Raw genomic sequence first — 23,243 nt, forward strand, 5'->3', positions numbered from 1 at the left:
GCCGTCGCGGTTCGCGTCGCTGATTTGCGTTTCTGACACTCCCCGAGGGCCGGACCACGAGACCCTCTCGCCCGCCATCACGCCCGAGAAGTTCCGCCGGAGCCGAAGTAGCGGGCCACGACCCGCGTGTGCAGTGGGAACGCCAGCTCCTGAGGGCCGTCGATCACCAGCCACTCGCTGGTCTCCGCGGTGCGCGCGACCGGCGGGAGGGCGTCGGAGGTCGTGCGCGGCCCGAGGCCGAAGATCAGCACGGTGCCGTCGGGCGCGCTGACCGCGTCGAACAGCCGCACGCCGGCCGCGTCGGCGACGACGCCCGTCTCCTCGCGGAGCTCCCTCACGGCGGCCTGCTGCCAGGACTCGCCGATGTCGATGAAGCCGCCGGGGAGGGCGAGCAGACCGCGGTGCGGCTCGACGTCCCGGCGGACCACGAGAAGGCCGTCGTCCACCGGAAGCACCATGACCGCGACCGGCACGGGGTTGAGATAGCTGGTGCCGCCGCACTCCTGGCAGGTCCTCGGCCAGGGCAGGCCGGGCGCGTAGGCCGCTCCGCAGAAGGAGCAGTGGGAGTTCCTGATCGCCACGATCGCGAGAGTAGCAACGTCCGCCGGAACGGTCGTGGGCCGGCTCAGGGCAGCGCGGGGAGGATCACGGCCGAGGGATGGCGGGGGTCGTGCAGGATCTCCTGGTCGGAGGCGACCATCGGGGTGCCCGCCGTCAGCGGCGCGCCGGTGCCCGGGTTGCGCGCGATGCGCGGATAGGCCCCGCTCGCCACCTGCACCCGGATGCGGTGCCCGCGGCGGAACCTGTGGCCCATCGGCCACAGGTCGATCTCCACCCGGCGCACGCCGTCCTCGTCGCCGCGGTCTGCGGGGGTCAGGCGGCGCACGCCCTCGCAGACGTTCATCGACGTGCCGTCGGGATGCACGTCGCACACCCGTACGACGAGGTCGGTGTGCTCCCTGCCGGTGCGCACGAACAGCTCGGCGCTCACCGGGCCGATCATGTCGGTGTCCCGGCCGAGCACGTCCGAGGTGTAGACGAGCACGTCACGCCGGGCCTCCAGACGGCGGTTGTCCCGCGGCTCGGAGTTGCCGATCAGCACCGGGCCGCCGATCACGGGCGTGGGGTGCTCGGGGTCGTAGCGGTAGCGGTCCGGCTCGCCGCCCGCCGGGTTGTCCCGCGACAGGGCGAAGCCCGGCTGCAGGTGCCAGCGCTCGCGCCGCATGCGGGGCGGCGGCCAGTCGGACTCGTCCCGCCACTCGCCCGCGCCGGTGACGTACAGCCGGACGGGGGAGGTGCGCAGCCCCGACGGGTCGCCGAGCAGGTGGGCGCGGAACCAGGCAAGAGCGTCGGCGTTGGCGGCCCGCCCATGGCGGACGTCGGCGTGATACCACGGCCCGATGGTCAGGTGCGGGTGCCGCCCGGCCGCCCGCAGTGCCGCGTAGTCCTTGAGCTGCCAGGGCAGGAACACGTCGTACCAGCCGCCGGTCATCGTGATCTCCGCGCCGACCTGCCCCACCGACGCGGAGAAGTCCGCCTTGTCCCAGTACGAGCAGAGGGTCTCACCGTGGTGGGCCAGCAGTTCGCGGAAGAACGGCAGCGGCCTGCCCGCCGACAGCAGGTCGAGCTCGGGCAGCGGGCGGCCCGACAGCACGGCCCGCCGCGTGCGCCGGGGCGCGGTGAACGCGGCCACGCCGCCCAGCCTGCCCTCCAGGTGCGCGGTGAGCGTCGTCCAAATCAGCGTCGACTCCAGCGCGAACGACCCTCCGACGTACGCCGCGTCCCGGAAGCACGAGGCGGTCACCTGGACGGCCATCGCCCGCAGGTCGGGCGTCTCCGCCGCGATCGCCCACTGGGTGTAGCCGAGGTAGGAGGGCCCGTGCATGGCGAAGCTGCCGCCATACCACGACTGCGCCCGCATCCACTCGACCGTCGCCAGGCCGTCCTCCTGCTCGTGGACCAGGGGATCGAGCCGCCCGCCGGAGCCGAAGCCGCCCCGGCAGCTCTGCAGCAGCACCTGGAACCCGTGCCGGGCGAAGGTCCAGCCGTACATCCAGCCGACCACTCCGCCCCTGCCGTACGGCGTGCGGATCAGGATCGTGGGGGGCCGGTCGGTGCCGACGGGCGCGTAGTGATCGGCCAGGAGCGTCACGCCGTCCGGCATCGGCACGGGCATGTCACGGCGGACCCGGACCCGGCGGCCCTGCGGCCCGCTCGAACTCCCGCTCGTACCCCTCAGCTCGCCCAGCCCTCCCGGGCCGTGGCGGTGCACAGGCAGGCGGGCCGGCACGCGGACCATGCCCCCTCCTTCCCCGGCCTCGGGCGGATCGCTCCTCGCCGAGAGTGAGGTTTCCCTACCAGTAACAGAATATCTATCCGCTGTTCGCCCTTCCAGTCATGCCGCGTTGCATGATCGCGGTTTCCGCCGCTACCCTTGACGCATGCGAACTCATGCACCTTCCCAGTGGTGGCGCCGCTGACAGGCGGCGTTTTCGCATTCGCGTCGAATAGACCGGCCGCCCCATGAGTGGCGGCCTTCTGTATGTCCGCCCCGGGGCATACGAAAAAAGGGGCGTGGACAGTGGAGATCAGCGGATATACCACGGCCGGCGGCATCGCGGTCGAGCGCCGGGTGCGCGAGGTGCCCGAGGAGGCGCTGGAGCGGATCGTCACGTCGCTGGGGGAGCGGCGCGGCGGGGCCTTCTCGTCCGGCATGGACTACCCGGGCAGGTACAGCAGGTGGGCGTTCGGCTACGTCGATCCCTGCCTTGAGATCGTGGCGCGGGGGCGGCGCATCTCCGCCCGCGCGCTCAACGAGCGCGGACAGGTCGTGCTGCCCGTTGTCGCCTCCTGCCTGCTGGCGGCCGGCAAGCCGGTGGCCGAGCCGGCCCACGGCTACGTCGAGGTGCACGTCCCCGAGTCCGAGGACCTGCTGCCCGAGGAGATGCGCAGCCGCAGGCCCACCGTCTTCACCGCCATCCGCGAGATCATCGCGGCCTTCCGGTCCGACGACCCGCACCTCGGCCTGTACGGCGCCTTCGGCTACGACCTGGCCTTCCAGTTCGAGCCGATCCGCTACCGCCTGACCCGCCCCGGCGACCAGCGCGACCTGGTGCTGCACCTGCCCGACCGGCTCGTCGTGATCGACCGGGTCCGCGAGACCAGCGTCGAGCACTGCTACGAGTTCACCGTGGACGGCGTCTCCACCAGCGGCCTCGAGCGCACCGGCGAGACGATCCCCCTGGCCGCGCCCCGCGAGATCCCGCCGAACCCGGTGCGGGGGACCTACTCCGAGGTCGTCGCCAAGGCCAAGGAGAAGTTCCAGCGCGGCGACCTGTTCGAGGTCGTCCCCGGCCAGGTCTTCCACGGCGCCTGCGCCGACCCGTCCGCCTTCTACCGTTCGCTGCGCACCGAGAACCCGGCGCCGTACGAGTTCCTGCTCAGCCTCGGCGACGGCGAGCACCTGGTCGGCGCCTCGCCGGAGATGTACGTCCGGGTGACCGGCGACCGGGTCGAGACCTGCCCGATCTCCGGCACCATCGCCCGCGGGGCCAACCCCGTCGAGGACGCCGAGGCGATCCGCACGCTCCTGTCCAGCGTGAAGGAGGAGTCGGAGCTGACCATGTGCACGGACGTGGACCGCAATGACAAGTCGCGGATCTGCGTGCCGGGCAGCGTCCGGGTGATCGGCCGCCGCCAGATCGAGATGTACTCCCGGCTGATCCACACCGTCGACCACATCGAGGGCCGCCTGCGCCCCGAGTTCGACGCCCTCGACGCGTTCCTCACCCACATGTGGGCCGTCACCGTCACCGGCGCCCCCAAGACGTGGGCCATGCAGTTCATCGAGGACCACGAGGAGACCACCCGGCGCTGGTATGGCGGCGCGGTCGGCTTCATCGGCTTCGACGGCTCGATGAACACCGGCCTGACCCTGCGCACCGCGCAGATCCGCGACGGCGTCGCCACCGTGCGCGCCGGGGCCACGCTGCTGTACGACTCCGACCCCGAGGCCGAGGAGCGGGAGACCGAGCTCAAGGCCAGCGCCCTCCTCGGCGCGCTCGCCGCGTCCGCCCGTCCCCGGGAGGAGGCGCGGACGGAGCCCCGCGCCGACCTGCCGGGCGAGGGCCACCGCGTGCTGCTCGTGGACCACGAGGACTCCTTCGTCAACACGCTCGCCGACTACTTCCGCCAGCAGGGCGCGTCGGTGGTCACGCTGCGGCACGGGTTCCCGCTGGAGAAGCTGGACGAGATCGCGCCCACGCTCGTCGTGCTGTCGCCCGGGCCCGGCTGGCCGTCCGACTTCGGCTGCTCGGCGCTGATCGAGGCGCTGTACGCCCGGAGGCTCCCCGTGTTCGGGGTGTGCCTGGGCCTGCAGGCCATGGTCGAGCAGGCGGGCGGCACACTCGAACTGCTGCCCTACCCGGAGCACGGCAAGCGCGGCCGGGTCCGCCGCGAGGGAGACAGCGCGCTGCTCGACGGCCTGCCCGGCGAGTTCGTCGCGGCCCGCTACCACTCCGTGCACGCCAAGGAGCCGGGAGTCAAGGGCTTCCAGGTCACCGCGTACACGCCGGACGGCGCGGCCATGGCGATCGAGGACGCCGAGAACCTGCGCTTCGGCGTGCAGTTCCACCCCGAGTCGATCCTGACCACGCAGGGCGGGGCCGGAGCGCGGATCATCGCCAACGTCCTGCGGCTTTGCGCACGCCATGGCTGAGTAAAGGGGCCGTTTAGGGCGGTGCCGGCGCGGCGGGGGAGCCGTAGAGTCCACTGCCGTGCCGGAGCCGAGATCCCACGACATGCTGCCCGTGCCCCTTCCCGACGCGGTGCGGGCCGCCCTGCTCGCGCCCATGGTCGACCAGCACTGCTGCGGCGTGCGCAGAGACGACACCACCAGGTCGGGATTCGAGCAGCTCATCGGCGAGGGCGGCACGCCCGCGCCGCCCGGCACCACGCACTTCGACACCCCGGCCGGCGCCGCCATCCGCCGTTGGTGCGCGCCGGTCCTCGGCCTGGAGCCGCACGCCTCGCCCACCGTCTACCTGTCGCGCCGCGCCGAACTCGGCGCGGCCGAGGTCAACCGGCGGCTGCTGCGCGGCGCCGGGGTGTCGGCCTTCCTGGTCGACACCGGGCCCGACGTCCCCGCGCTGCTCTCGCCCGCCGAGATGGGGCGTCTCGGCTCGGCCGCCGCCGACGAGATCGTCCGGCTGGAGCAGGCCGAGCAGGACGTCGCCGAGGCCGGGCTGCCCGCCGCCGACTACGCCGGGATGCTGCGAGACGAGCTCGCGGTCCGCGCGGCCCGCGCCGCCGCGCTCAAGTCGGTCGCGGCGCATCGCTGCGGCCTCGGCTTCGACCCCTCCCGGCCCTCGCGCGGCAGCGTGATCGCGGCGGCCGGCCGCAGGCTCGCCGACCCCAAGTCGCGCCTGGACGACCCCGTCCTCGTACGGCACCTGCTCTGGGCGGCGGTCGACGTCGCCAGAGAGCGGGGCCTGCCGCTGCAGTTCCACTGTGGTTTATCCGGCGGTGGTCTGTCCGGCTGGGGCCTGTCCGGTGGTGGCCTGTCCGGTGGTGCGCTGCCCGGCATCGGGGCCGGCCACCTGACCGATCCCGCACTGCTGACCGGGTTCGTCCGCGCCCTCGCCCCTCTCGGGGTGACGGTCGTCCTGCTGCACTGCTACCCCTACCACCGCCAGGCGGCGCACCTCGCGGGCGTCTTCCCGCACGTGTACGTGGACGCCGGGCCCGCCATCGCCCACACCGCCGCCGGCTCCGCCCACGTCCTGCGCGAGCTGCTCGAACTCGTCCCGTTCCACAAACAGATGTACGGCTCCGGCTGCCATGGCGCCGCCGAGCTGTGTTTCCTCGCCGCGCTCTGCCATCGCCGCGGCCTGGCCCGCGTGCTCGCCGACCGGATCGCCGAAGGCGAGTGGAGCCCTGCCGACGCCGCCCGGATCGCTCACATGATCGGCTCGGGCAACGCCCGCCGCGTCTACCGGCTGTGATCGTCGAGACGGCTCACTGCCTGATCGCTTCGGCCAGCTCGTCGCGGAACTCGGCCCCGGCCAGGGGGTTGGCGTAGTCGCGCGAGTGCACGATCAGGCCGTCCCTGATGCGCATCACCATGACGTAGGAGAAGACGAAGGGCCGGCCGGACCTCGTCATCGACCCGTGCAGGTCGTACTCCACGATGACGACCTCCGGGTCGCGGGTCTCGTGGACGACGACGGGAGCGGCCTTCTCGAACCGCCGCAGCGGTGCGGCGGCCTTGAACCGGGCGCGGAACAACTCCCGCCCCTGTGATCGGGCGGGGACGCCCTCGGGCGCGAAGGGGATCTCGACCATCGCGTCCGGGGCGTACAGGTCGGCGAGGTCGTCCCAGGCGTTGGCGGCCGAGGCGCGCAGGAAGCGGTCGACGATCTCGCGGGGGGAGGGCGTGCTCATGAGACTCCTTCAGGGAAGCCCGGCCGTGCGGCGGCCGCGGATAGAATCGGAACGATCGGCCCGGTTGGGACGTTACGGAACGATCGCCCCGGTTGTCAACGCGGGCGAAGGAGGAGCACATGTCCGACGACGACGACGGTCGCGTCGGCGCCGCGCCCGCGCGGGCGGACGCGCGGCGCAACCGGGAGCGCGTGCTGGAGGCGGCGCAGCGTGCCTTCGCGGAGCTCGGCCTCGCGGTGCCGCTCGACGAGATCGCGCGGCGCGCGGGAGTGGGAGCCGGCACGGTCTACAGGCATTTCCCGAGCAAGGAAGCCCTGTTCGAGGCCGTGGTGCTGGAGCGCCTGAAACGGCTCGCCGAGGAGGTCCTCGCCCTGGCCGCTTCGCCTCGTCCCGCCGAGGCCTTCTTCCACGCCGTCCACCTCACTGTCGAACGGGCGGCGCTGAACAAGGCGCTGTGCGACGCCCTGTCCGCCGGGGTGGACCTGCGCCTCGCCGCGCCGGTCCGGGAGGAGTACGCGGCCGCCCTCGGCGTGCTGCTCGACCGGGCCCAGCGGGCCGGCGCCGTACGGCCGGACGTCGACGCGGCCGACGTGCAGGCGCTCCTCGCCGGGTGCCTTGCGATGGAGGGCAGGCCGGGCCGCGCCCCCGGACGGGCGACGGCGATCGTCCTCGACGGGCTGCGTCCCTCCCCGGCGGGCGGGCGTCCTCCGCTCCCCGCCGTAACGAAACTTCCTCCCGACCTGTCACGGAACTCGGTGGCGGGGGTGGCCGGCGGTAACGGAACTGACGGTGCGGACGGATCCGGAGAAGAGGATGGACCGCGCTGCCCGGAGTGTGGTCGGCCCCTCCGGCTCTCCCGCACTGGGCGGCCGGCCCGGTTCTGCGGCCCCGCATGCCGGCAGAAGGCGCACCGCCGCCGGGCCGCCGCGCGCTGAGGCGGGCGGGGGCCGGGTCGCGATCGTGGGCCTGAGCTGGTTTGCTTGGACGGTCACCCATCGGCACCACTTCACGGGGAATGTGAATGCGCAGCGTCGAGCCCGAGGTCTTCCTCGTCGCCAAACCGTCCGTCGACTACGACGAACTGGCCCGCTACCTCCACGAGATCGGCGGGGAGAGCTGGCTGGAGCGGCTGGAGCGGGGCGAGTTCGACGCCCAGAACCTCGCCGAGTTCGCCGGACGGCTGTGCTACCGGTCGTTCGAGCCGGGCCTGAACCCTAACGTCACGAGAGTGCGCACCGACCAGGAGGCGTACCTGCGCAACATCCTGGCCAGCGCGCACGGCAGCGTCCTGGAGCACCTCAGCTTCAGCTTCGTGCTGCACAACGTCTCGCGGGTGCTCACCCACGAGCTGGTGCGGCACCGGCCCGGGGTCGCGATCTCGCAGGAGTCGCTGCGGTTCGTCCGGCTGAGCGACATCCCGTTCTGGTTCCCCGAGTGGGCGCGCGAGGACGCCGAGCTGATGAAGCGGGCGACCGAGATGCTCGACCGGATGGAGGAGTTCCAGAACTGGATGGCGGCCCACTTCGGGCTGGACGAGGACGGTGTGCCGTTCGCGGAGAAGAAGCACCGCACCTCGTTCATGCGCCGCTTCGCGCCCGAGGGCGTCGGGACCGGCCTGGTCTGGACGGCCAACGTGCGCACCCTGCGGCACACGATCGAGGCCCGTACGGCCGCGGGAGCCGAGGAGGAGATCCGCCTCGTCTTCAACCGCATCGGGGAGGTCATGCGGGAGGAGGCCCCGGCCCTGTTCGGCGACTACGTCGTCGAGGACGGCGCCTGGGTTCCCGGCTACCGCAAGGTCTGAGCCGGCCGAGCCTGCCTCGTCGAGGGTTGGGCCCCGAAGGGCCAGTGAGGACTGATCCGCGGAGGTCGTGAACCGCCGCCCCGCGGTCGCCCGGAAGGGCGCCGCGGGGTCAGTGGCGGCGGGTCAGAGGACGGCGGCCCGCACGCACAGCACGTCGGGCAGGTGACGGGCGATCAGTGACCAGGTCTCGCCCGCGTCGGCCGAGCCGTACACCTCGCCGTCCCGGGTGCCGAAGAACACCCCGGCGGGCCCGGCGGACATCGCGTCCCTGAGCACCGAGGCGTGCACCGGGCCCTCGGGCAGCCCGGCGGAGTGTCCGTGCCAGGTGGCCCCGGCGTCGTCGCTGCGGAACACCTGGTATCGGTGGCCGAGCGGCGTCCGGTCGACGTCACCGTGCAGCGGGAAGACGTACAGCCTGTCCGGGTCGTCCGGATCGACCGCGATCGGGAACCCGAAGTCGGAGGGCAGGCCGGACCCGATCTCGGTCCAGGAGTCGCCGAAGTCGTCGGACCGGTAGACCCCGAAGTGGTGCTGCAGGTAGAGCCGCTCGGGCGCAGCGGGATGCTGCGTCACCTTGTGCACGCACTGGCCGAACTCGGGATACTGCGCGCCCTCGGGAAGGAAGGGCGCGCGGATGTTCTTGTTGGACGGCCGCCAGGTGGCCCCCGCGTCGTCGCTGCGGAAGAACCCCACGGCGGAGGCGGCGATCCCGATGCGCCGCGGGTCAGAGGAGTGGGGGATCACGGTGTGGAGGCACAGCCCGCCACCACCGGGCTGCCACTGGGGCCGGGTGGGGTGGTCCCACAGGCCGTCGACCATGGTGTAGGTGGCCCCGCGGTCCTCCGACCGGAACAGCGCGGCGGGCTCGGCGCCCGCCCAGACCACGTCCGGCTCGGACGGCGACGGCTGGAGCTGCCAGACCCGGGCCAGTGCGGCCCCGGTGCGCTCGGGGAAGGCGACCGGCGGGGTCGTCGCCTCCTCCCAGGTCTCGCCGAGGTCGTCGGACCACATCACCGACGGGCCGAAATGGCCGTACTCGATGCCGGCGAGGAGGCGGGGCGTGCTCCCGCGGGTGTCGATCGCGACCGAGTGGATCGCGATCGTGGAGAACCGCACGGGCTCGACCTCGAACGAGCCGCCTTCCGAGGAGCGCGCGAGGAACAATCCCTTGCGAGTACCGATCGCGAGCAGTGCGGTCATATGTCCTCCCTGTGCCGATTTCGATTATGTTTTCGATTCGAATCCTGCCAGGAAAGCGTCCACGTCGCCCGCCGTTCCGGTCAAGCCTCGCTCTGCGCCGTGCTGCTCCGCACCGTGTCGCTCTGTATCGGGTCGCGGTGGATCCGCGCGAGCGGCACCCCCGAGATCTGCAGGCGCCGTACGGTCTCGTTGACCATCGAGGTCGGCCCGCAGACGTACGCCTCGTGGTCGGCCCAGGAGTGGAACCTCTCGACCACGTCGGGGAGCCGGCCGCGCATCCCCTCGTAGGCCGGGTCGTCGGAGACCGCCGGCACGACCCGCAGCCAGGGGAAGCTGGCCTCCATCCTCGCCAGGTCCGGCATGTCGTACAGATCGCACGCGCGCCGGACACCGAACAGCAGGTGGATGTTCGGGCGGTCGCCGGAGGCGATGACGTGCTCGATGACGGCCTTGAGCGGCGCGAGGCCGGTGCCGCCGGCGACGCAGAGGAGGTCGCGGTCGGACTCGGGCGGCGTCATCGTGCCCACCGGCGGGCCGAGCAGGAGCTGGTCGCCGATGCGGGTGTGGCGGACCAGCGCCGTGCTCACCCAGCCGCCCGGCACGGCGCGCACGTGCAGGCGGAGCGTGCCGTCCGCGCGGGGCGCGTTGGCGATGGAGAACCGCCGCCACACCCGTGGCCACCTCGCCGTCTGGACCGTGACGTACTGCCCGGGGACGAAGTCCATGCGCTGCGAGGGCCGCAGCGTGAGCACCGCGATGTCCCGGGTGCGCGGCTCGTGGTCGATCACCTCCGCCAGCCACCAGGCGGGCGTGGTCTCCGCGGCGGCGGCGTCGATCATGATCTTCGCCGCCATGGCGTACGCCTCGGTCCAGGCGGCCTCGATCTCGTCGGTCCAGATCTCGGCGGCGAAATGCCTGATCGTTGCGAGAAGTGCGCTTCCCACGGCTCTGTAGTGCTCGGGGGACACGCCGTACTTGCGATGGTCCCGCCCGAGCTGGGCGAGATAGGACGCCAGCCCCTCGGGGCTGTCGAGCATCCAGACGACCCTCGTGAGCGCGTTGAACAGCCGGTCGCGCTGCACCTCCATGCCCGGCGGGAACATGCCCCGCATGTGCGGGCAGTGCGTGAACAGTCGTCCGTAGAAGTACCCCGCGGCCTTCCCGGCGACGGGCTCGACGACCGAGAAGCTCTCCTTGACGAGGCGTGGATTCAGCGGCATCAGTTGTGTCCCACCCTAGGGACCGGAAGCGTGCTCCGGTCTGTCGATCCACCTCCCTGACGGCTCCGGGTGACGAGCGCCGGCGGCCCCGGCTCGACCGATCGCTCAACGGGGAGTGTTCCACTCGCTCTCGGGCGTCACAACCGATTCCCCGCAAGGCAACCGACTGTGAACACTTCGTTATTTGTCGTGACGCCACCCACTGTGACTGGTGTGACTGATGTGAAAACTGACAAAAAGGAAAACGATCTGCGCCATGATGGGCCTGCCTGCTCGCACACCCCCAGGAGATGGCCATGGCGCGTCCCATCGTCGGCATCACCACCTATCTCGAGGCCGCGCGCTGGGGCACGTGGGTCCGTGAGGCGGCGGTCTCACCCCAGGCGTACGCGCGGGCGGTGGAGAAGGCGGGCGGCGCGCCCGTCCTGCTGCCGCCGCTGAGCCCCGTGTCCGCCGGCGACTATGTGCGACGCCTGGACGCGGTCATCCTCGCCGGGGGCGTGGAAGTCGATCCTGCGCTGTACGGCGAGGTCCCGGCGGGGGAGCCGGACGACGACGGGCTCGGCGGGCCGCAGCCCCAGCGCGATCGGTTCGAGACCGCGCTGGCGCAGGCGGCGGTGGAGGCGGAGGTGCCGCTGCTGGCGATCTCGCGCGGCATGCACGTGCTCAATGTCGCCCAGGGCGGCACGCTGATCACATCTCTGCGGGAGGCCGTCGGCCACGACCGTCACGAGACGGCCGCGCACGTGGTCACCGTCAGCGTGTCGAGCAAGGTCGGCAAGGCCGTGGGCGACCGCGCGGAGGTGACCGGCGCGCACCGCCGGGCCGTCCGGCGGCTCGGCACCGGCCTGATCGCGGTGGCCTGGGCGGACGACCAGATCGTCGAGGCCGTCGAACTCCAGGGGCACCGGTTCGCGGTCGGCGTCCAGTGGCATCCCGAGCGCGGCGCGGACAACCGCCTGGTGGAGGCCCTGGTGGACGCGGCCCGCCCCTGACCCGTACGGACCGTGTCCCGGAGGCGGCGCGGGCGCCGGTCGGCCGGGAGAGCGCGCCGCGGCCGCTTCGGCGGTTGTGTCGGCGGGCGCTGTTACTGTGCGGGGCATGGCGTTGCATCCCCAGGCGGAGTCCTATCTCAAGCTGTTCCCCTCGGACCTCGGTGTGGACCTCGCCTCCCTCACCCGTGAGCAGATCGCCCGGCTGCGGTCCCTGGACGGGATGGTGGAGCAGCGCGGGCCGAGGATCGACCTGCCTGCGGTCAGGGACGAGACGGCGGCCGGGGTGCCGGTCCGGATCTACCGCCCGGAGCCGGGCGAGCATCCGCTGCCGGTGCTCGTCTACTTCCACGGCGGCGGCTGGGTCTTCGGCAGCGTCGAGCGCAACGACGCCCTTGGCCGCGACTTCACCCACAGGACCGGAGCGGTCGTCGTCTCGGTGGACTACCGCCTCGCGCCCGAGCACCCGTTCCCCGCGGCCGTCGAAGACGCCTTCGGCGTGGTCCGCGACGTGCACGCCCGCCCGGCGTTCTACGGCGCGGACGCGCGCAGGGTGGCGGTCGTCGGCGACAGCGCCGGCGGCAACCTCGCGGCGGTGGCGGCCTGGCTGGCCAGGGACGCCGGGCTCCGCCTCGCCCACCAGGCGCTGATCTGCCCGGTCATCGACGTCGCTGCCGACACGCCCAGCTACCGGACGTACGGGAAGGGGTTCGGGCTCGACGCGGCGGAGATGAGGTGGTTCATCGAGCAGTACGCCGGCGGCGCCGACCCCCGCGACCCCCGGCTCGCGCCGATCCACCTGCCGGACAAGTCGGGCCTGGCGCCCGCGACGGTGATCACGGCGGAGTGCGACCCGCTGTGCGACGAGGGCGCGGCCTACGCGCGGGCGCTCGCCGAGGCGGGCGTCCCCGTGGAGCACCGCTGCTTCGAGGGCGCGCTGCACGGCTTCCTCGGCCTGCCCGGGTTCTTCGACCAGGCCATGGAGGGCCGCGACTTCCTCGCCGCCAGGATCAGGGAAGCCCTGGGAGTGGCGTCGTGAGGGAGTACGAGAAGCTGAAGGTCGGCTGGGCGGCCGACGGCGTCCTGCGCGTCGTGATCAGCGAGCCGTCGCGGCGCAACGCGGTGGACCGCACCGGTCACCGCGAGCTGGCCGAGATCTGGCGCGACGTGGACCGCGACGACGACGTCAGGGCGGTGATCGTGCGCGGGGAGGGCGAGGCGTTCTCGGCGGGCGGCGACCTGTCGATGATCGAGGAGATGATCCGCGACCACGCCACGCGCCTGGAGGTCTTCGCCGAGGCCCGTGACATCGTCTACAACGTGCTCAACTGCTCGAAGCCTGTCGTCTCGGCGATCCAGGGCCCGGCGGTGGGGGCGGGACTGGCCGTCGCGCTGCTGGCCGACATCTCGGTGGCCGGGAGGACGGCCCGCATCATCGACGGCCACACCCGGCTGGGCGTCGTGGCGGGCGACCACGCGGCGATCATCTGGCCGCTGCTGTGCGGGATGGCCAAAGCCAAGTATCACCTGCTGCTGTGCGAGCCGGTCACCGGCGAGCAGGCCGAGGCGATGGGGCTGGTGAGCCTGTGCGTCGACGACGACCAGGTCCACGACAGGGCGCTGGACATCGCGACGCGGCTGGCGGCCGGGTCGGCCGAGGCGATCCGGCTGACCAAATACGCGCTGAACAACTGGCTGCGTATGGCCGGGCCGTCGTTCGACGCCTCGCTGGCCATGGAGTTCCTCGGCTTCACCGGCCCCGACGCCGCCGAGGGCGTGCTGGCCCTGCGGGAGAAGCGCCCGCCCCGCTTTCGGCCGGAGTCGTGAGGAGAGGCGCGAGGAGTGGCGGACACGACCTAGCTGAAGCGCTTGCGGAGCGACTCCAGGCCGGGGACGAAGACGCCCCGGGTGAGGATCTTGGCGATCTTGTCCGGGGCGTCGGCCTCGTAGCTCGCGTACCACTCCACGAACGCCTGCCCGGAGTCGGTCACCGGGGCGACCCGGCACGTCGCGCGGTAGTCGCGCATCGGCAGCGGGGACTCGAGGGTGGCGTACGTCAGCGTGCGCTCCTCGTCGTCGAGGGTCAGCAGTTGCTCGCGGAACACCCCGCCCGCCCCCTCGACCCGCCGCACGACCCCCGGGGCGAGCGGTTCGCCGTCCTCGATCTCACAGGTGGACACGCCGGGCAGCCACTCGTGGAGGTTGCCGAACTCCCGCAGATACGCCCAGACGTCCCCGGCGTCCGCGCTGATCACCGTGCTGGCGTACGGACCGCGCATGTGTGACTCCTTCCGCTGCCTCAGGTAAGTGCCCCGCAGGGGCGGCACGCAAGCGGCCGGAAGTGATCGGAGCGGTCAGAAGCTCCTGGGCAGGCCGAGCACCTGGGTGGCCAGGTAGTTGAGCAGCAGTTCCTCGGTCACCGGCGCGATCCGGCCGATCCTGGCGTCGGCCAGCAGTCGTGCGACGGGGTACTCCAGCGAGTACGCCATGCCCCCGTGGGTCTGGAACGCGGCGTCGGCGGCCTCCCACGCGGCCTGCGAGGCCGTCAGTTTGGCGATGTTGGCCTCCGTGCCGCAGGGCAGGCGGTTGTCGAACGACCAGGCCGCCTTGTGCAGCATCAGCCTGGCCAGCTCGATCTTGGCCTTGACCTGCGCCAGCGGGAACGCGATGGCCTGGTTGGCCCCGATGGGCCGGCCGAAGACCTCTCGCTGCTTCGCGTAGTCCACGCCCACCCGCAGCGCCACCTCGGCTCCGCCGAGGGCACTGGCCGCCAGCAGGATCCGCTCGGGGTTCAGCACGTCCCACAGCACGGCCGCCCCCCGGTCCACCTCGCCGAGCACGCTGGAGGCGGGCAGTCGCAGGTCGTCGATGAAGACCATGTTGGACGGCGTGGTGTTCGCGCCCATCTTGGGGATCGGCCGGTAGGACAGCCGCCCCGCCGCCACGGCCTCCGGCACGTTCACCAGGAACACCGTCAGCCCGTCGCTGCGCGGCCTGGCCTGCGCCGCCGGGATCGTCCGGGTGACGAGCAGCATCCAGGCGGCCCGCTGGACCCCGGTGATCCAGATCTTCTGACCGTTGACGACGAAGTCGTCGCCGTCCCTGCGGGCGAAGGTCGAGATCGCCAGGGAGTTGGACCCGGCGTCGGGCTCGGTCAGCGCGAAGCAGGTCTCGATCTCCCCCGTGGCCAGCTTCGGCAGCAGCGCGGCCTTCTGCTCGGCCGAGCCGTGCCTGGCCAGCGTGAGCGCCCCGAACCCCGGCGTCAGCACGTACATGAAGGCCGAACCGCCGGCGGAGCCGGAGGCCGACAGGGTCTCGGTGGCCACGGCCAGCTCCAGCAGGCCCTGTCCGGCTCCGCCGTACTCCTCGGGCACGGCCAGGCCGAGCCAGCCGCCCTTGGCGAGCTCGGCCCACACCTCCTCGGGCCAGCGCTTGTCCGATTCGCAGCGCTGCCAGTAGTCCATGTCGTACCGCGAGCAGATGTCCGCGATGCCCCGACGCACCGCCTGCGCGCTCTCCGGCAGCGTGAAGTCCATGCCCGCCACTCTAGAACGCCATTCGGCGGGCTGGCGAGATCACCGGCGGGGCCGGCGCGCGTGGTAGACGAAGGCGGGCGGCAGGTTCCGCCACACCGTGCGCCCGGCCACCACCTCCTCGAACGCCTCGCCCAGCCTGCGGCGGAACCGCAGGGCCGCGGGCAGGGCGCGGGCGTGGACGTAGGAGAACGTCGTGAACGCGCCTCCCGGCGCGAGCGAGGCGACCACGGCCCGCAGCAGGTCCGCCTGGTGGGCGGGGGGAAACGCCGCCCAGGGCAGCCCGCTCACGATCACGTCGGCGGCGGCCACGCCCCGGCCGGCGAGGAGCTCGGGCAGCCGCGCGGCGTTGTCGACCACGAGCTCCACCCCCGGGTAGCGGGCGCCGAGGTGGCCGGCCAGCCGCGCATTGATCTCGACCGCCAGGTGCCGCCCCCGCCCGCCGATGCGGCGCTGGATCTCGGCGGTGAAGGGGCCGGTGCCCGGCCCCAGCTCGACCACGACGGGGTCGCCGCGCTCCGGAACCGGCACGCACACCGCCTCCGACAACCGCCGTGAGCTGGGCGCGACCGCCCCGGTCACGGCGGGGGAGCGCAGGAACTGCCCGAAGAAGACCGCTGTTTCGTTCGCCATGCGGCGACGCTAGGGCCGCGCGACCGCCCGGGTCGCCCGCCGTCCGGGCCGACCTGGTGGCCAGGTGGATCACCGCGTGCGGCCCCTCGGGCGGACGGAAGCGGCCAGAAGGAGGAGAAGCGTCCTCCCAACGGAGGACCGGCCTCCGCACGGGCGGGCGGTAGCGTTCCCTCATGCGGTGGCCCTCGACGCGCCGGCTCGTCCCTCGGCGTCCCCTCAGCGGCAGGCCCTTCGCGCTCTCGCGCGGCACGGCACTCGACATCGGCCTGGCGGTGGGCGGGACCGGGCTCGACGCGCTCGTCAGCGCCGGGTCCTGGAGCGGCGGGAGCGGCCCTGCCCCGGCGTGGGTGGGGATGGGCTTCGCCCTGCTGGCCGGGCTGCCGATGGGCCTGCTGCGCCGATGGCCCGGCCCTGTGGCCGTCTACCTGTCCGTGCTGCTGGTGGTGTGCGACCAGCTCGGCGCGTTCACCGTCAACACCCTGCAGGTCCTGCTGCCGATCTCGGTGGGCGTGCTGGCCAGGTCGCGCGGCTGGGGCTGGACGGCGCCGGCCGCCGTGCTCGCCTCCGCCGCGACCGCCGTGAACCTCGCCGACCCCGGCATCGCCCTCACGAGCAACACCTGGTTCTACTCCGTCGCGCTGATCGCGGCCCCGGTGCTGATCGGCCGCTACCTGCACGGTCAGGAGGGGCGCCGCAAGGAGGACCCCGCGCCGCTGCTCGACCTGCTGCTCGCCGGCGGGGGGGTGGCGCTGTCGGTGCTGACCACCTGGCCGTACTGGCACGGCGGCGAGCCACCCGTGTGGGCGGTCGCGCTCGGGGTGATGCTCGCGGGGCTCGCGCTGGGCGTCGTGCGGCACCTGCCCGGCGCGGTGCTGCTGCTGGAGAGCCTCGCGCTGGTCGTGGCCGACCAGTACGTCCCGAGGGCCGGCAACAGCCTGCAACTGCTCGCCCTGGTGGCCCTCGGCGTGTTCGCGACCCGCGCCGCCTGGTCCTGGGTCGCCGCGGCGTACGCCCTGACCTGCTCGGTCGCCGCGATCGTGGTCGTGGACGACCTCGCCGACATCACCCCGTTCCGGGTGGTGGCGCTGATGACGATGGTGACCGCGCCCGTGGCGATCGGCCGGTACGTCGGCGTGCGGCAGGCCCAGGCCAGGCACGCCTCCGAACTGGCCGCCGAGCGGGACAGGGCCGGCCGGCTCGCCGAGCGGGAGCGGATCGCCCGCGAGGTCCACGACATCGTGGCCCACCATGTGGGGGCGATGGTGCTGCGGGCGAGCGCGGCGCAGTACGCGGGAGCCGCCGGCCCGGCCGCCGAGGCGCTGGCCGACATCAGGGACACCGGCCATCGCGTCCTGGAGGACCTGCGCGGCCTGCTGGCCGTGCTGCGCGACCCGGACGAGGCACTGGGCTCCGACCTCATGCTCGCGAACATGCTGGCCGACCCCGGCGACGTGCTGCGCGACGCCGTGTCCCGGATGTCGGCGGCCGGCCTGCGCGTGGACCTGCGTCTCGCGCCCGAAGTGGAACGGGCCCCGCTGGTGGTGCGGGCGTCGGCGGCGAGGATCGTCCAGGAGGGGCTGACGAACGTGCTCAAGCACGCCGGCCCGGGGGCCCGGGCGGAGGTCGATGTGGCGATGCGCCCGGACGCGCTCACGGTCGAGGTGCGCAACGGCCCCGGCACGTCCCGTCCCCCGGACGTGCTGCCGTCCCACGGCCAGGGCATCGCGGGCATGCGGGAGCGGGCTCGCGCCTTCGGCGGGCACGTCACCGCGGGCCCGGCCGAGGGCGGCGGCTGGCGGCTGGCCGCCTCGCTGCCGGTGCCGCGTGAGGACCGGCCGGAGTGCCGCCGCATGGCGGGGAGGTTCGCGTGATCCGCGTCGTGGTCGCCGACGACCAGGCCCTGGTGCGGGCGGGCGTCCGGATGATGCTGGAGGCGGCCGGCGACATGGAGGTGTGCGGGGAGGCCGCCGACGGGGCCGAGGCCGTACGGCTGGTCGAGCGGCACCGTCCCGACGTGGTGCTGATGGACCTGCGGATGCCGCGCGTCGACGGACTGGAGGCCACCCGCAGGATCCTCGCCGCCCAGCCGTCCGCCCGGATCGTCGTGCTCACCACGTTCTCCGAGGACGAGAACCTCTACGCCGCGCTGGGCGCGGGCGCGCTCGGGTTCCTGGTCAAGGACGACCCGCCGGCCCGGATGGTCGAGTCGGTCCGGCGGGCCGCGACGGGGGAGCCTCCGCTCGCGCCGTCGGTGCTGCGGCGCGTCGTCGAACGGGCCCTGGCGGCCGAGCGGCAGGCGGTGCCGCTTCCGCCGGGTCTCACCGGGCGCGAGGCACAGGTGCTCACCCTGGTCGGGGTCGGCCTGTCCAACGCGGAGATCGCCGACCGGCTGCACGTGGGGGTCACGACGGTCAAGAGCCATGTCGCCGCGCTCATCGACAAGCTGGGGCTGCGCAACCGCACCCAGGCGGCGGTGATGGCGCACCGGTTCGGCTTGGTCGACACCGGGTTCACCCCCGTGGCTCCTGCCGGGAGCGACCGGGAGAGCGGCGTCTCCGGCTCCTGACCGTGACGCCGGCCGCCGTCGTCCTGCTCGGCGCCTGCCACGGGATCAACCGAGGGCGGTGCTCGCCGGGTTCGGGCCGTGGCACCTGCTCGCCCGGCGGCGCTTCCGCCGGGTGCCCTCGTCTTTGCGGCCTGGGCACCCCGGACCATAAGCGACCGTTCAGCCGATGCCTAGATCGTCCAAAGTGGACACCAAGAAGGCCCTCCTAGCGTCTGTGTCCGGCGCCCGACCGGGTGCCCTCACATCAGGAACCGCGCCGTCCCCGGACGGCTGGAGGGATCACAATGCCCAAGATCAGAATCGACGACATCGCGGCGGCCGGCCCGGAGCTCGACGAGGGAGACCTCCGTCTCGTCAACGGCGGCCAGAGGTTCGAGTGGTCGAGCCACGTCATCTCCCCGGACGGCAGCATCGACGCCCAGGACCCCGACTTCTGAGCGACCCCTGCCGAGTGACCGCGCGGGGCGCCCTTCCGGCGCCCCGCGCCCCATCGGGAAGCCAGACCAGGAAGAGCGAGATGTCCGGCGAGATACTCATCCTCACGATCGACGGAGACCCCCATGCGGAGCACGTGGCCCGTCTGCTGGCCGCGCGGGAGGCGGAAGCGGTCGTCTTCGACCCGGCCGACTATCCGGTCCGCGCGGTGCTCGACGCGGTTTACCACCGTGACGGGCGGGTGCGGCGGCGGCTGCGCACGGAGAAGGCGGACGTCGATCTCGATCATCTGACGGCGGTGTGGTTCCGCCGTCCCCAGGCTCCCGTCGCGCATCCCGAGATCGCCGACCCGGTGGCACGTGCCCACATAGAGCAGGAGTGCGCGGTGTTCGCCGGGGACCTGTGGGAGCAGCTCGACTGCCGCATGGTGCCCGCGCCCAGGGAACGGGTGCGGCTGGCCCAGCGCAAGCCGTCACAGCTGGTCCTGGCCGGCCGTCTCGGATTCGAACTGCCGGACACGCTGATCACCAACGACCCCGACGAGTTCCTGGACTTCTTCAACCGGCACCAGGGCCGCATCATCACCAAGCCCCTGGGCGTTCCCACGAGCCTGCGCGCCGACGGGGAGGGCGTGGCCCGGATGTCGGAACCGGTGTCCACCCGGGATATGGCGTACGCGGACGCGATCAGGTTCGGCCCGGTCGTCATCCAGGAGTACGTGCCCAAGCGGGTCGAGCTGCGGGTGACCGTCGTGGGGCGGGCCGTCTTCGCAGCGGAGATCCACTCACAGGAGAGCAATCACACGAGGCTCGACTGGCGCCGCTACGACCCGGGCAGCACCCGCCATGAGGTGCACGAGCTGCCGCCGGAGGTGGCCGAGCGCTGCGTGCGGATCGTGCGGCGGCTCGGCCTGTGCTACGGCGCGATCGATCTCATCCTGACCCCCGACGGGCGTTACGTCTTCCTCGAAGTCAACCCCAGTGGCCAGTGGCTCTGGATCGAGAAGGCCACGGGCCTGCCGATCGGCGCGGCCCTGTGTGATCTGTTGATGTACGGCACGGTCGGAGAGGAGACCGCGCATGTTGCCGGACGCCCTTGAAACCCTCCGCGGCCTGGACGGCGTCGATCCGTCCGAGGCCCAGGAGCGCCTGCGGGAGTTGCGGGAGCGCCATCCCGGCGTGCGCTTCCGGCTGCTGTGGCAGCGGGAGGACTACGACGACTCGCTCCACTACGACCTTCTGATCAAACGGCCGGGGGAGGGGACGGTGTCGCTGTCCTGGTGCCCCGACCGTGCCCTGCCCTGGCCCCTGCGGGGTGTGCAGCGGGCCGGCGAGATGCTGCTGCTGCGGATCGACGGAGTCGGGGTCAAGGTGGTCGACGCGGTCGCCTGGCTCGACTTCCTGTGGGACGAGGCCCGGCTGGTGGACCGGATCATCGCCGCCGCCCTCGTCCAGGCCGAGATGGAGGAGGCGCCGGTCGAGCTCTCCGACCACGAGATCCAGGAGGCGGTGGACGCGTTCCGGCGCGCCCGGGGACTGCTCACCGCCGAACGGACGCGCGAGTGGATGGACCGCCGCTCCCTCACCGTCGTGGACCTCCAGGAGTTGGTCGCGGGGGAGGTGGCCGCCGCCCGCGTCCGCGAGCGGGTGACGGCCGGACGGGTCGAGCCGTACTTCGAGGAGCACCGGGAGGAGTTCGGCACGGCCCGGGTCGCCCGCCTCACCTTCCCCGACTCCGAGGCGGCCCGGCGGGCGGCGGCCGAGATCGACGCCGGAGCCGGCTTCTTCGCGCTGGCGGAGCGGACGCGCGGCGCCCGGCTGGTCGTCGAGGACGTGCCCGCGGCCGAGACGGGCACCGCCCGCCCCGGCGACGTCGTCTCGCCCGCCCCGGACGTCCTGCTCAAGGTGATCTCCGTGGCCGGCGCCGAGCTCGACGCGGACACGCGCCGCCGCGTCGAACGGCGGGTCTTCGACCTGTGGATCGATGAACGCCGCCGGGCCGCGAAGATCGAATGGTTCTGGGGAACCACGGCGCGGACCGGCACGCTGTGAACAGGCAGATCTTCCGTGCCGAGGCGCTGCGCCGCCATGCCGCACCGCCGTCCGCCCCGGCCGCTGTCAAGGAGGTCGGCAACCGTAGCCTCGTCCTGCTCTGGTGCGCGGTCGCGGTGCTCACCTCGGGGCTGGCCGTTCTCACCGCTCTGGTCCTGAGGGGTGGCGGGTGAGACGGGTCCCGGTCTTTCTGCAGAACTCGGCGACCGAGTGCGGCGCGGCCTGCCTGGCCGTGATCCTGTCCTTCCACGGCCACCGCACCACCGTGCAGGAGGTCACCGACCACCTCCAAGTGGGCAGGGACGGCCTGAGCGCGCTGGCCATCGTCCGCGCCGCGCGGGAGTTCGGCCTGAACGCCAAGGCGTTCTCGCTGGATCCGGCCGACCTCGGGCGGGTGCCCATGCCCGCGATCGTCCACTGGGAGTTCCAGCACTTCGTGGTGGTGGAGCGGTGGACGCCCGATCACGTGGACATCGTGGACCCCGGCCAGGGACGCAGGCGGCTCACGCCCGCCGAGTTCGACGCCGGCTTCACCGGCGTGCTGCTGGCGTTCGAGCCGGAGCCTGGGTTCCGCCAGGTGCGGTCCAGCGCCGCGCGGGCGTGGCGGCGCGACTTCCTGCGCGCCCTGGTGTTCCGCAGGAAGGGCCTGCTCGCCCAGGTGGTCGCGGCCTCGATGCTGCTCCAGGTGCTCGGCCTCGGGCTCGCGACGGCGTTCCAGATCGTCGTCGACCGGATCCTCCCGCACGGGGGCTCCGGGCTTCTCTCGCTCCTCGGCGTGGCCGTGCTGGTCGCCGTGGTCACCCAGTTCGCGGTGAGCTACCTGCGTTCGGTGCTGCTCGTCGCGCTCCGCTCGCGCACCGACGGCGAGGTGACGCGGAACCTGGTGTCGCACCTTGTCGCGCTGCCGTACCGGTACTTCGCGGTGCGCGGCAAGGGAGACCTGGTGAACCGATCGAACAGCGTCATCGCCCTGCGCGAGACGCTGACCGGGCAGATTCTCTCATCGTTGCTCGACGGGCCGCTCGCCCTGGTCTACCTGCTGCTCGTCTTCGCCCGGGACCCGGTCTTCGGCGGCTTCCTCGCGCTGCTCGCCGCGGGGCAGGCCGCCCTCCTGCTCGGCACCGCCCGCCGGGTGGGCGACCTGACCAGGCGCGAGCTGGCCGCTCTCGCCGTCACGCAGGGCCGGCTCATGGAGGCCGTCGGCGGCATCGAGACGCTCAAGGCGTCCGGGGCCGAGCCGCGGGCGATGCAGCGCTGGTCGGACCTGTTCGCCCGGCAACTCGACGCCGACGTGCGGGGAGGGCTCGTCCGGGGGCTCATCGAGGCGGCGCTCGGGGCGGTGCGCTATCTCGCGCCGCTGGGGCTGCTGTGGGTCGGCGCGTGGCGGGTGCTCGACGGGTCGCTGAGCCTCGGGACGCTGCTCGCGCTGAACGCCCTGGCCACCGCCGCGCTCACCCCGATCGGCTCGCTGATGACCAGCCTGCGCAGCCTTCAGCAGGCCGGGGCGCACTTCGACCGGCTGTCGGACATCCTCGCCTCCGAGCCCGAGCCGTCCACGGGGATCGAGGTGCTGCGGCTGCGCGGCGGCATCGAGCTGCGCGGGGTGGGTTTCCGACACGACCCGCGCGGCCCGTGGACGCTGCGCGACGTCTCACTGGTCGTACGGCCGGGGCAGAAGGTCGCGCTGGTCGGTCCCTCTGGGTCGGGCAAGAGCACGCTCGCCCGCCTCCTGCTCGCCCTGTACCAGCCGACGACCGGGGAGATCCGATACGACGGCGTTCCCGCGGCCGAGCTCAACCCGCGATCGCTGCGCCGCCAGTTCGGCGTGGTCACCCAGGAGCCGTCGCTGTTCACCGGGACGATCCGGGAGAACATCGCACTCAACTTCCCCGAGGCCGGCATGGACCGGATCGCCGAGGCGGCCCGGCTCGCCGCCCTGCACGACGAGATCATGGCGATGCCGATGGGCTACGAGACGATCCTGGTCGAGGGCGGCGGCCTGTCGGGTGGACAGCGCCAGCGCCTCGCCCTGGCCCGCGCGCTGCTGCCCCGCCCCAAGGTGCTGCTGCTCGACGAGGCGACCAGCAACCTGGACAGTGCGACCGAGGCCGACATCGAGGCGCGGCTGTCCCGCCTGACGCAGACCCGCATCGTGATCGCGCACCGGCTGAGCACGGTGCGGGACGCCGACCTGATCCTGGTCGTCGAGCGGGGCACGGTGGTGGAGCGGGGCACCCACGAGGAGCTGCTGGCCCTGGGTGGGCGCTACACCCGACTCGTCGCCGCGCAAACGGCCTCCACCCAGGCCGGCACCCGTAGGCGAACCCCCGTGGCTCCTGCCCGGATCGACAGGGAGAGCGGCATGTAG

22 protein-coding genes are annotated in these 23,243 nt (G+C 72.8%); 14 read left to right on the forward strand and 8 right to left on the reverse strand.

Going from position 1 to position 23,243, the window contains the following annotated elements; genetic code table 11:
• Window positions 1–77: 77 nt before the first annotated feature.
• A complete protein-coding gene (locus FH610_RS27635) occupies window positions 78–581 on the reverse strand; it encodes an NUDIX domain-containing protein (protein ID WP_139577951.1) in 504 nt (167 codons plus the stop codon).
• A 44-nt stretch (window positions 582–625) separates the two neighbouring features.
• Complete coding sequence (locus tag FH610_RS27640) at window positions 626–2,299, reverse strand: CocE/NonD family hydrolase (RefSeq protein ID WP_205826110.1); 1,674 nt, start codon at window positions 2,297–2,299, stop codon at window positions 626–628.
• Window positions 2,300–2,542: 243 nt separating this feature from the next.
• On the opposite strand from FH610_RS27640, the gene FH610_RS27645 reads away from it, so the two are divergent.
• The gene (locus tag FH610_RS27645; protein WP_205826111.1) at window positions 2,543–4,717 is read left to right on the forward strand and encodes an anthranilate synthase component I; all 2,175 of its coding nucleotides are present in this window, start codon (window positions 2,543–2,545) and stop codon (window positions 4,715–4,717) included.
• Window positions 4,718–4,775: 58 nt separating this feature from the next.
• The gene (locus FH610_RS27650; protein ID WP_240809229.1) at window positions 4,776–6,002 is read left to right on the forward strand and encodes an amidohydrolase family protein; all 1,227 of its coding nucleotides are present in this window, start codon (window positions 4,776–4,778) and stop codon (window positions 6,000–6,002) included.
• A gap of 13 nt (window positions 6,003–6,015) precedes the next feature.
• Here FH610_RS27650 and FH610_RS27655 read toward each other — a convergent pair whose 3' ends face one another.
• Entirely contained in the window at window positions 6,016–6,441 is a 426-nt protein-coding gene (locus FH610_RS27655) for a nuclear transport factor 2 family protein (protein WP_139577953.1), read from the reverse strand.
• Between the two features lie 119 nt (window positions 6,442–6,560).
• On the opposite strand from FH610_RS27655, the gene FH610_RS27660 reads away from it, so the two are divergent.
• A complete protein-coding gene (locus FH610_RS27660; RefSeq protein ID WP_139577954.1) occupies window positions 6,561–7,376 on the forward strand; it encodes a TetR/AcrR family transcriptional regulator in 816 nt (271 codons plus the stop codon).
• Window positions 7,377–7,462: 86 nt separating this feature from the next.
• Window positions 7,463–8,245, forward strand: a complete 783-nt coding sequence (thyX, locus tag FH610_RS27665; protein ID WP_139577955.1) for an FAD-dependent thymidylate synthase — start codon at window positions 7,463–7,465, stop codon at window positions 8,243–8,245.
• A 123-nt stretch (window positions 8,246–8,368) separates the two neighbouring features.
• Here the strand turns inward: thyX and FH610_RS27670 are convergent, their stop codons facing one another.
• Both FH610_RS27670 and FH610_RS27675 read right to left on the reverse strand, forming a co-directional pair.
• Window positions 8,369–9,445 carry a WD40/YVTN/BNR-like repeat-containing protein gene (locus FH610_RS27670; RefSeq protein ID WP_139577956.1) on the reverse strand — a complete coding sequence of 359 codons (1,077 nt, stop codon included), beginning with the start codon at window positions 9,443–9,445 and terminating at the stop codon, window positions 8,369–8,371.
• A gap of 80 nt (window positions 9,446–9,525) precedes the next feature.
• Complete coding sequence (locus FH610_RS27675; RefSeq protein WP_139577957.1) at window positions 9,526–10,665, reverse strand: globin domain-containing protein; 1,140 nt, start codon at window positions 10,663–10,665, stop codon at window positions 9,526–9,528.
• 296 nt (window positions 10,666–10,961) lie between these two features.
• On the opposite strand from FH610_RS27675, the gene FH610_RS27680 reads away from it, so the two are divergent.
• From FH610_RS27680 to FH610_RS27690, 3 genes are all read left to right on the forward strand, one after another.
• On the forward strand, window positions 10,962–11,660 hold the full coding sequence (locus FH610_RS27680; protein ID WP_139577958.1) for a gamma-glutamyl-gamma-aminobutyrate hydrolase family protein: 699 nt from the start codon (window positions 10,962–10,964) through the stop codon (window positions 11,658–11,660).
• Window positions 11,661–11,766: 106 nt separating this feature from the next.
• Complete coding sequence (locus FH610_RS27685) at window positions 11,767–12,696, forward strand: alpha/beta hydrolase (RefSeq protein WP_139577959.1); 930 nt, start codon at window positions 11,767–11,769, stop codon at window positions 12,694–12,696.
• A complete protein-coding gene (locus tag FH610_RS27690) occupies window positions 12,693–13,484 on the forward strand; it encodes an enoyl-CoA hydratase/isomerase family protein (protein ID WP_139577960.1) in 792 nt (263 codons plus the stop codon). Before FH610_RS27685 ends, FH610_RS27690 begins: the two co-directional genes overlap by 4 nt.
• Window positions 13,485–13,513: 29 nt before the next feature.
• Here FH610_RS27690 and FH610_RS27695 read toward each other — a convergent pair whose 3' ends face one another.
• The 3 genes from FH610_RS27695 to FH610_RS27705 form a co-directional block, all read right to left on the reverse strand.
• Window positions 13,514–13,936, reverse strand: coding sequence for an SRPBCC family protein (locus FH610_RS27695; protein ID WP_139577961.1), 423 nt, complete (start codon window positions 13,934–13,936; stop codon window positions 13,514–13,516).
• Between the two features lie 75 nt (window positions 13,937–14,011).
• Window positions 14,012–15,193: an acyl-CoA dehydrogenase family protein gene (locus FH610_RS27700; protein WP_139577962.1), complete on the reverse strand. Its 1,182-nt coding sequence runs from the start codon at window positions 15,191–15,193 to the stop codon at window positions 14,012–14,014.
• Between the two features lie 39 nt (window positions 15,194–15,232).
• Entirely contained in the window at window positions 15,233–15,823 is a 591-nt protein-coding gene (locus tag FH610_RS27705) for a class I SAM-dependent methyltransferase (RefSeq protein ID WP_139577963.1), read from the reverse strand.
• Between the two features lie 173 nt (window positions 15,824–15,996).
• Here FH610_RS27705 and FH610_RS27710 point away from each other — a divergent pair, with 173 nt between their 5' ends.
• From FH610_RS27710 to FH610_RS27735, 7 genes are all read left to right on the forward strand, one after another.
• Window positions 15,997–17,694 (forward strand): ATP-binding protein, encoded by a 1,698-nt coding sequence (locus tag FH610_RS27710; protein ID WP_139577964.1) that lies wholly within the window; start codon window positions 15,997–15,999, stop codon window positions 17,692–17,694.
• Window positions 17,691–18,389 (forward strand): response regulator, encoded by a 699-nt coding sequence (locus FH610_RS27715; protein ID WP_139577965.1) that lies wholly within the window; start codon window positions 17,691–17,693, stop codon window positions 18,387–18,389. Before FH610_RS27710 ends, FH610_RS27715 begins: the two co-directional genes overlap by 4 nt.
• 284 nt (window positions 18,390–18,673) lie before the next feature.
• Complete coding sequence (locus FH610_RS27720; protein WP_139577966.1) at window positions 18,674–18,826, forward strand: putative ATP-grasp target RiPP; 153 nt, start codon at window positions 18,674–18,676, stop codon at window positions 18,824–18,826.
• Window positions 18,827–18,906: 80 nt separating this feature from the next.
• Complete coding sequence (locus FH610_RS27725) at window positions 18,907–19,923, forward strand: MvdC/MvdD family ATP grasp protein (RefSeq protein ID WP_139577967.1); 1,017 nt, start codon at window positions 18,907–18,909, stop codon at window positions 19,921–19,923.
• Window positions 19,904–20,875, forward strand: coding sequence for a TIGR04500 family putative peptide maturation system protein (locus tag FH610_RS27730; RefSeq protein ID WP_139577968.1), 972 nt, complete (start codon window positions 19,904–19,906; stop codon window positions 20,873–20,875). Before FH610_RS27725 ends, FH610_RS27730 begins: the two co-directional genes overlap by 20 nt.
• A complete protein-coding gene (locus FH610_RS42980) occupies window positions 20,872–21,048 on the forward strand; it encodes a hypothetical protein (RefSeq protein ID WP_161628096.1) in 177 nt (58 codons plus the stop codon). The genes FH610_RS27730 and FH610_RS42980 overlap by 4 nt, the downstream gene beginning before the upstream one ends.
• Window positions 21,045–23,243: a peptidase domain-containing ABC transporter gene (locus FH610_RS27735; protein ID WP_139577969.1), complete on the forward strand. Its 2,199-nt coding sequence runs from the start codon at window positions 21,045–21,047 to the stop codon at window positions 23,241–23,243. Before FH610_RS42980 ends, FH610_RS27735 begins: the two co-directional genes overlap by 4 nt.

The organism is Microbispora catharanthi (assembly GCF_006334915.2).
Lineage (GTDB): Bacteria > Actinomycetota > Actinomycetes > Streptosporangiales > Streptosporangiaceae > Microbispora > Microbispora catharanthi.

Coding starts and splice junctions, on each gene's coding strand:
- FH610_RS27710 (WP_139577964.1), top strand. CDS start 15,997: ATGCGGTGGCCCTCGACGCGCCGGCTCGTCCCTCGGCGTCCCCTCAGC.
- FH610_RS27700 (WP_139577962.1), bottom strand. CDS start 15,193: ATGGACTTCACGCTGCCGGAGAGCGCGCAGGCGGTGCGTCGGGGCATC.
- FH610_RS27670 (WP_139577956.1), bottom strand. CDS start 9,445: ATGACCGCACTGCTCGCGATCGGTACTCGCAAGGGATTGTTCCTCGCG.
- FH610_RS27655 (WP_139577953.1), bottom strand. CDS start 6,441: ATGAGCACGCCCTCCCCCCGCGAGATCGTCGACCGCTTCCTGCGCGCC.
- FH610_RS27685 (WP_139577959.1), top strand. CDS start 11,767: ATGGCGTTGCATCCCCAGGCGGAGTCCTATCTCAAGCTGTTCCCCTCG.
- FH610_RS27725 (WP_139577967.1), top strand. CDS start 18,907: ATGTCCGGCGAGATACTCATCCTCACGATCGACGGAGACCCCCATGCG.
- FH610_RS27675 (WP_139577957.1), bottom strand. CDS start 10,665: ATGCCGCTGAATCCACGCCTCGTCAAGGAGAGCTTCTCGGTCGTCGAG.
- thyX (WP_139577955.1), top strand. CDS start 7,463: ATGCGCAGCGTCGAGCCCGAGGTCTTCCTCGTCGCCAAACCGTCCGTC.
- FH610_RS27720 (WP_139577966.1), top strand. CDS start 18,674: ATGCCCAAGATCAGAATCGACGACATCGCGGCGGCCGGCCCGGAGCTC.
- FH610_RS27660 (WP_139577954.1), top strand. CDS start 6,561: ATGTCCGACGACGACGACGGTCGCGTCGGCGCCGCGCCCGCGCGGGCG.
- FH610_RS27730 (WP_139577968.1), top strand. CDS start 19,904: ATGTTGCCGGACGCCCTTGAAACCCTCCGCGGCCTGGACGGCGTCGAT.
- FH610_RS27695 (WP_139577961.1), bottom strand. CDS start 13,936: ATGCGCGGTCCGTACGCCAGCACGGTGATCAGCGCGGACGCCGGGGAC.
- FH610_RS27680 (WP_139577958.1), top strand. CDS start 10,962: ATGGCGCGTCCCATCGTCGGCATCACCACCTATCTCGAGGCCGCGCGC.
- FH610_RS27640 (WP_205826110.1), bottom strand. CDS start 2,299: ATGGTCCGCGTGCCGGCCCGCCTGCCTGTGCACCGCCACGGCCCGGGA.
- FH610_RS27705 (WP_139577963.1), bottom strand. CDS start 15,823: ATGGCGAACGAAACAGCGGTCTTCTTCGGGCAGTTCCTGCGCTCCCCC.
- FH610_RS27645 (WP_205826111.1), top strand. CDS start 2,543: ATGTCCGCCCCGGGGCATACGAAAAAAGGGGCGTGGACAGTGGAGATC.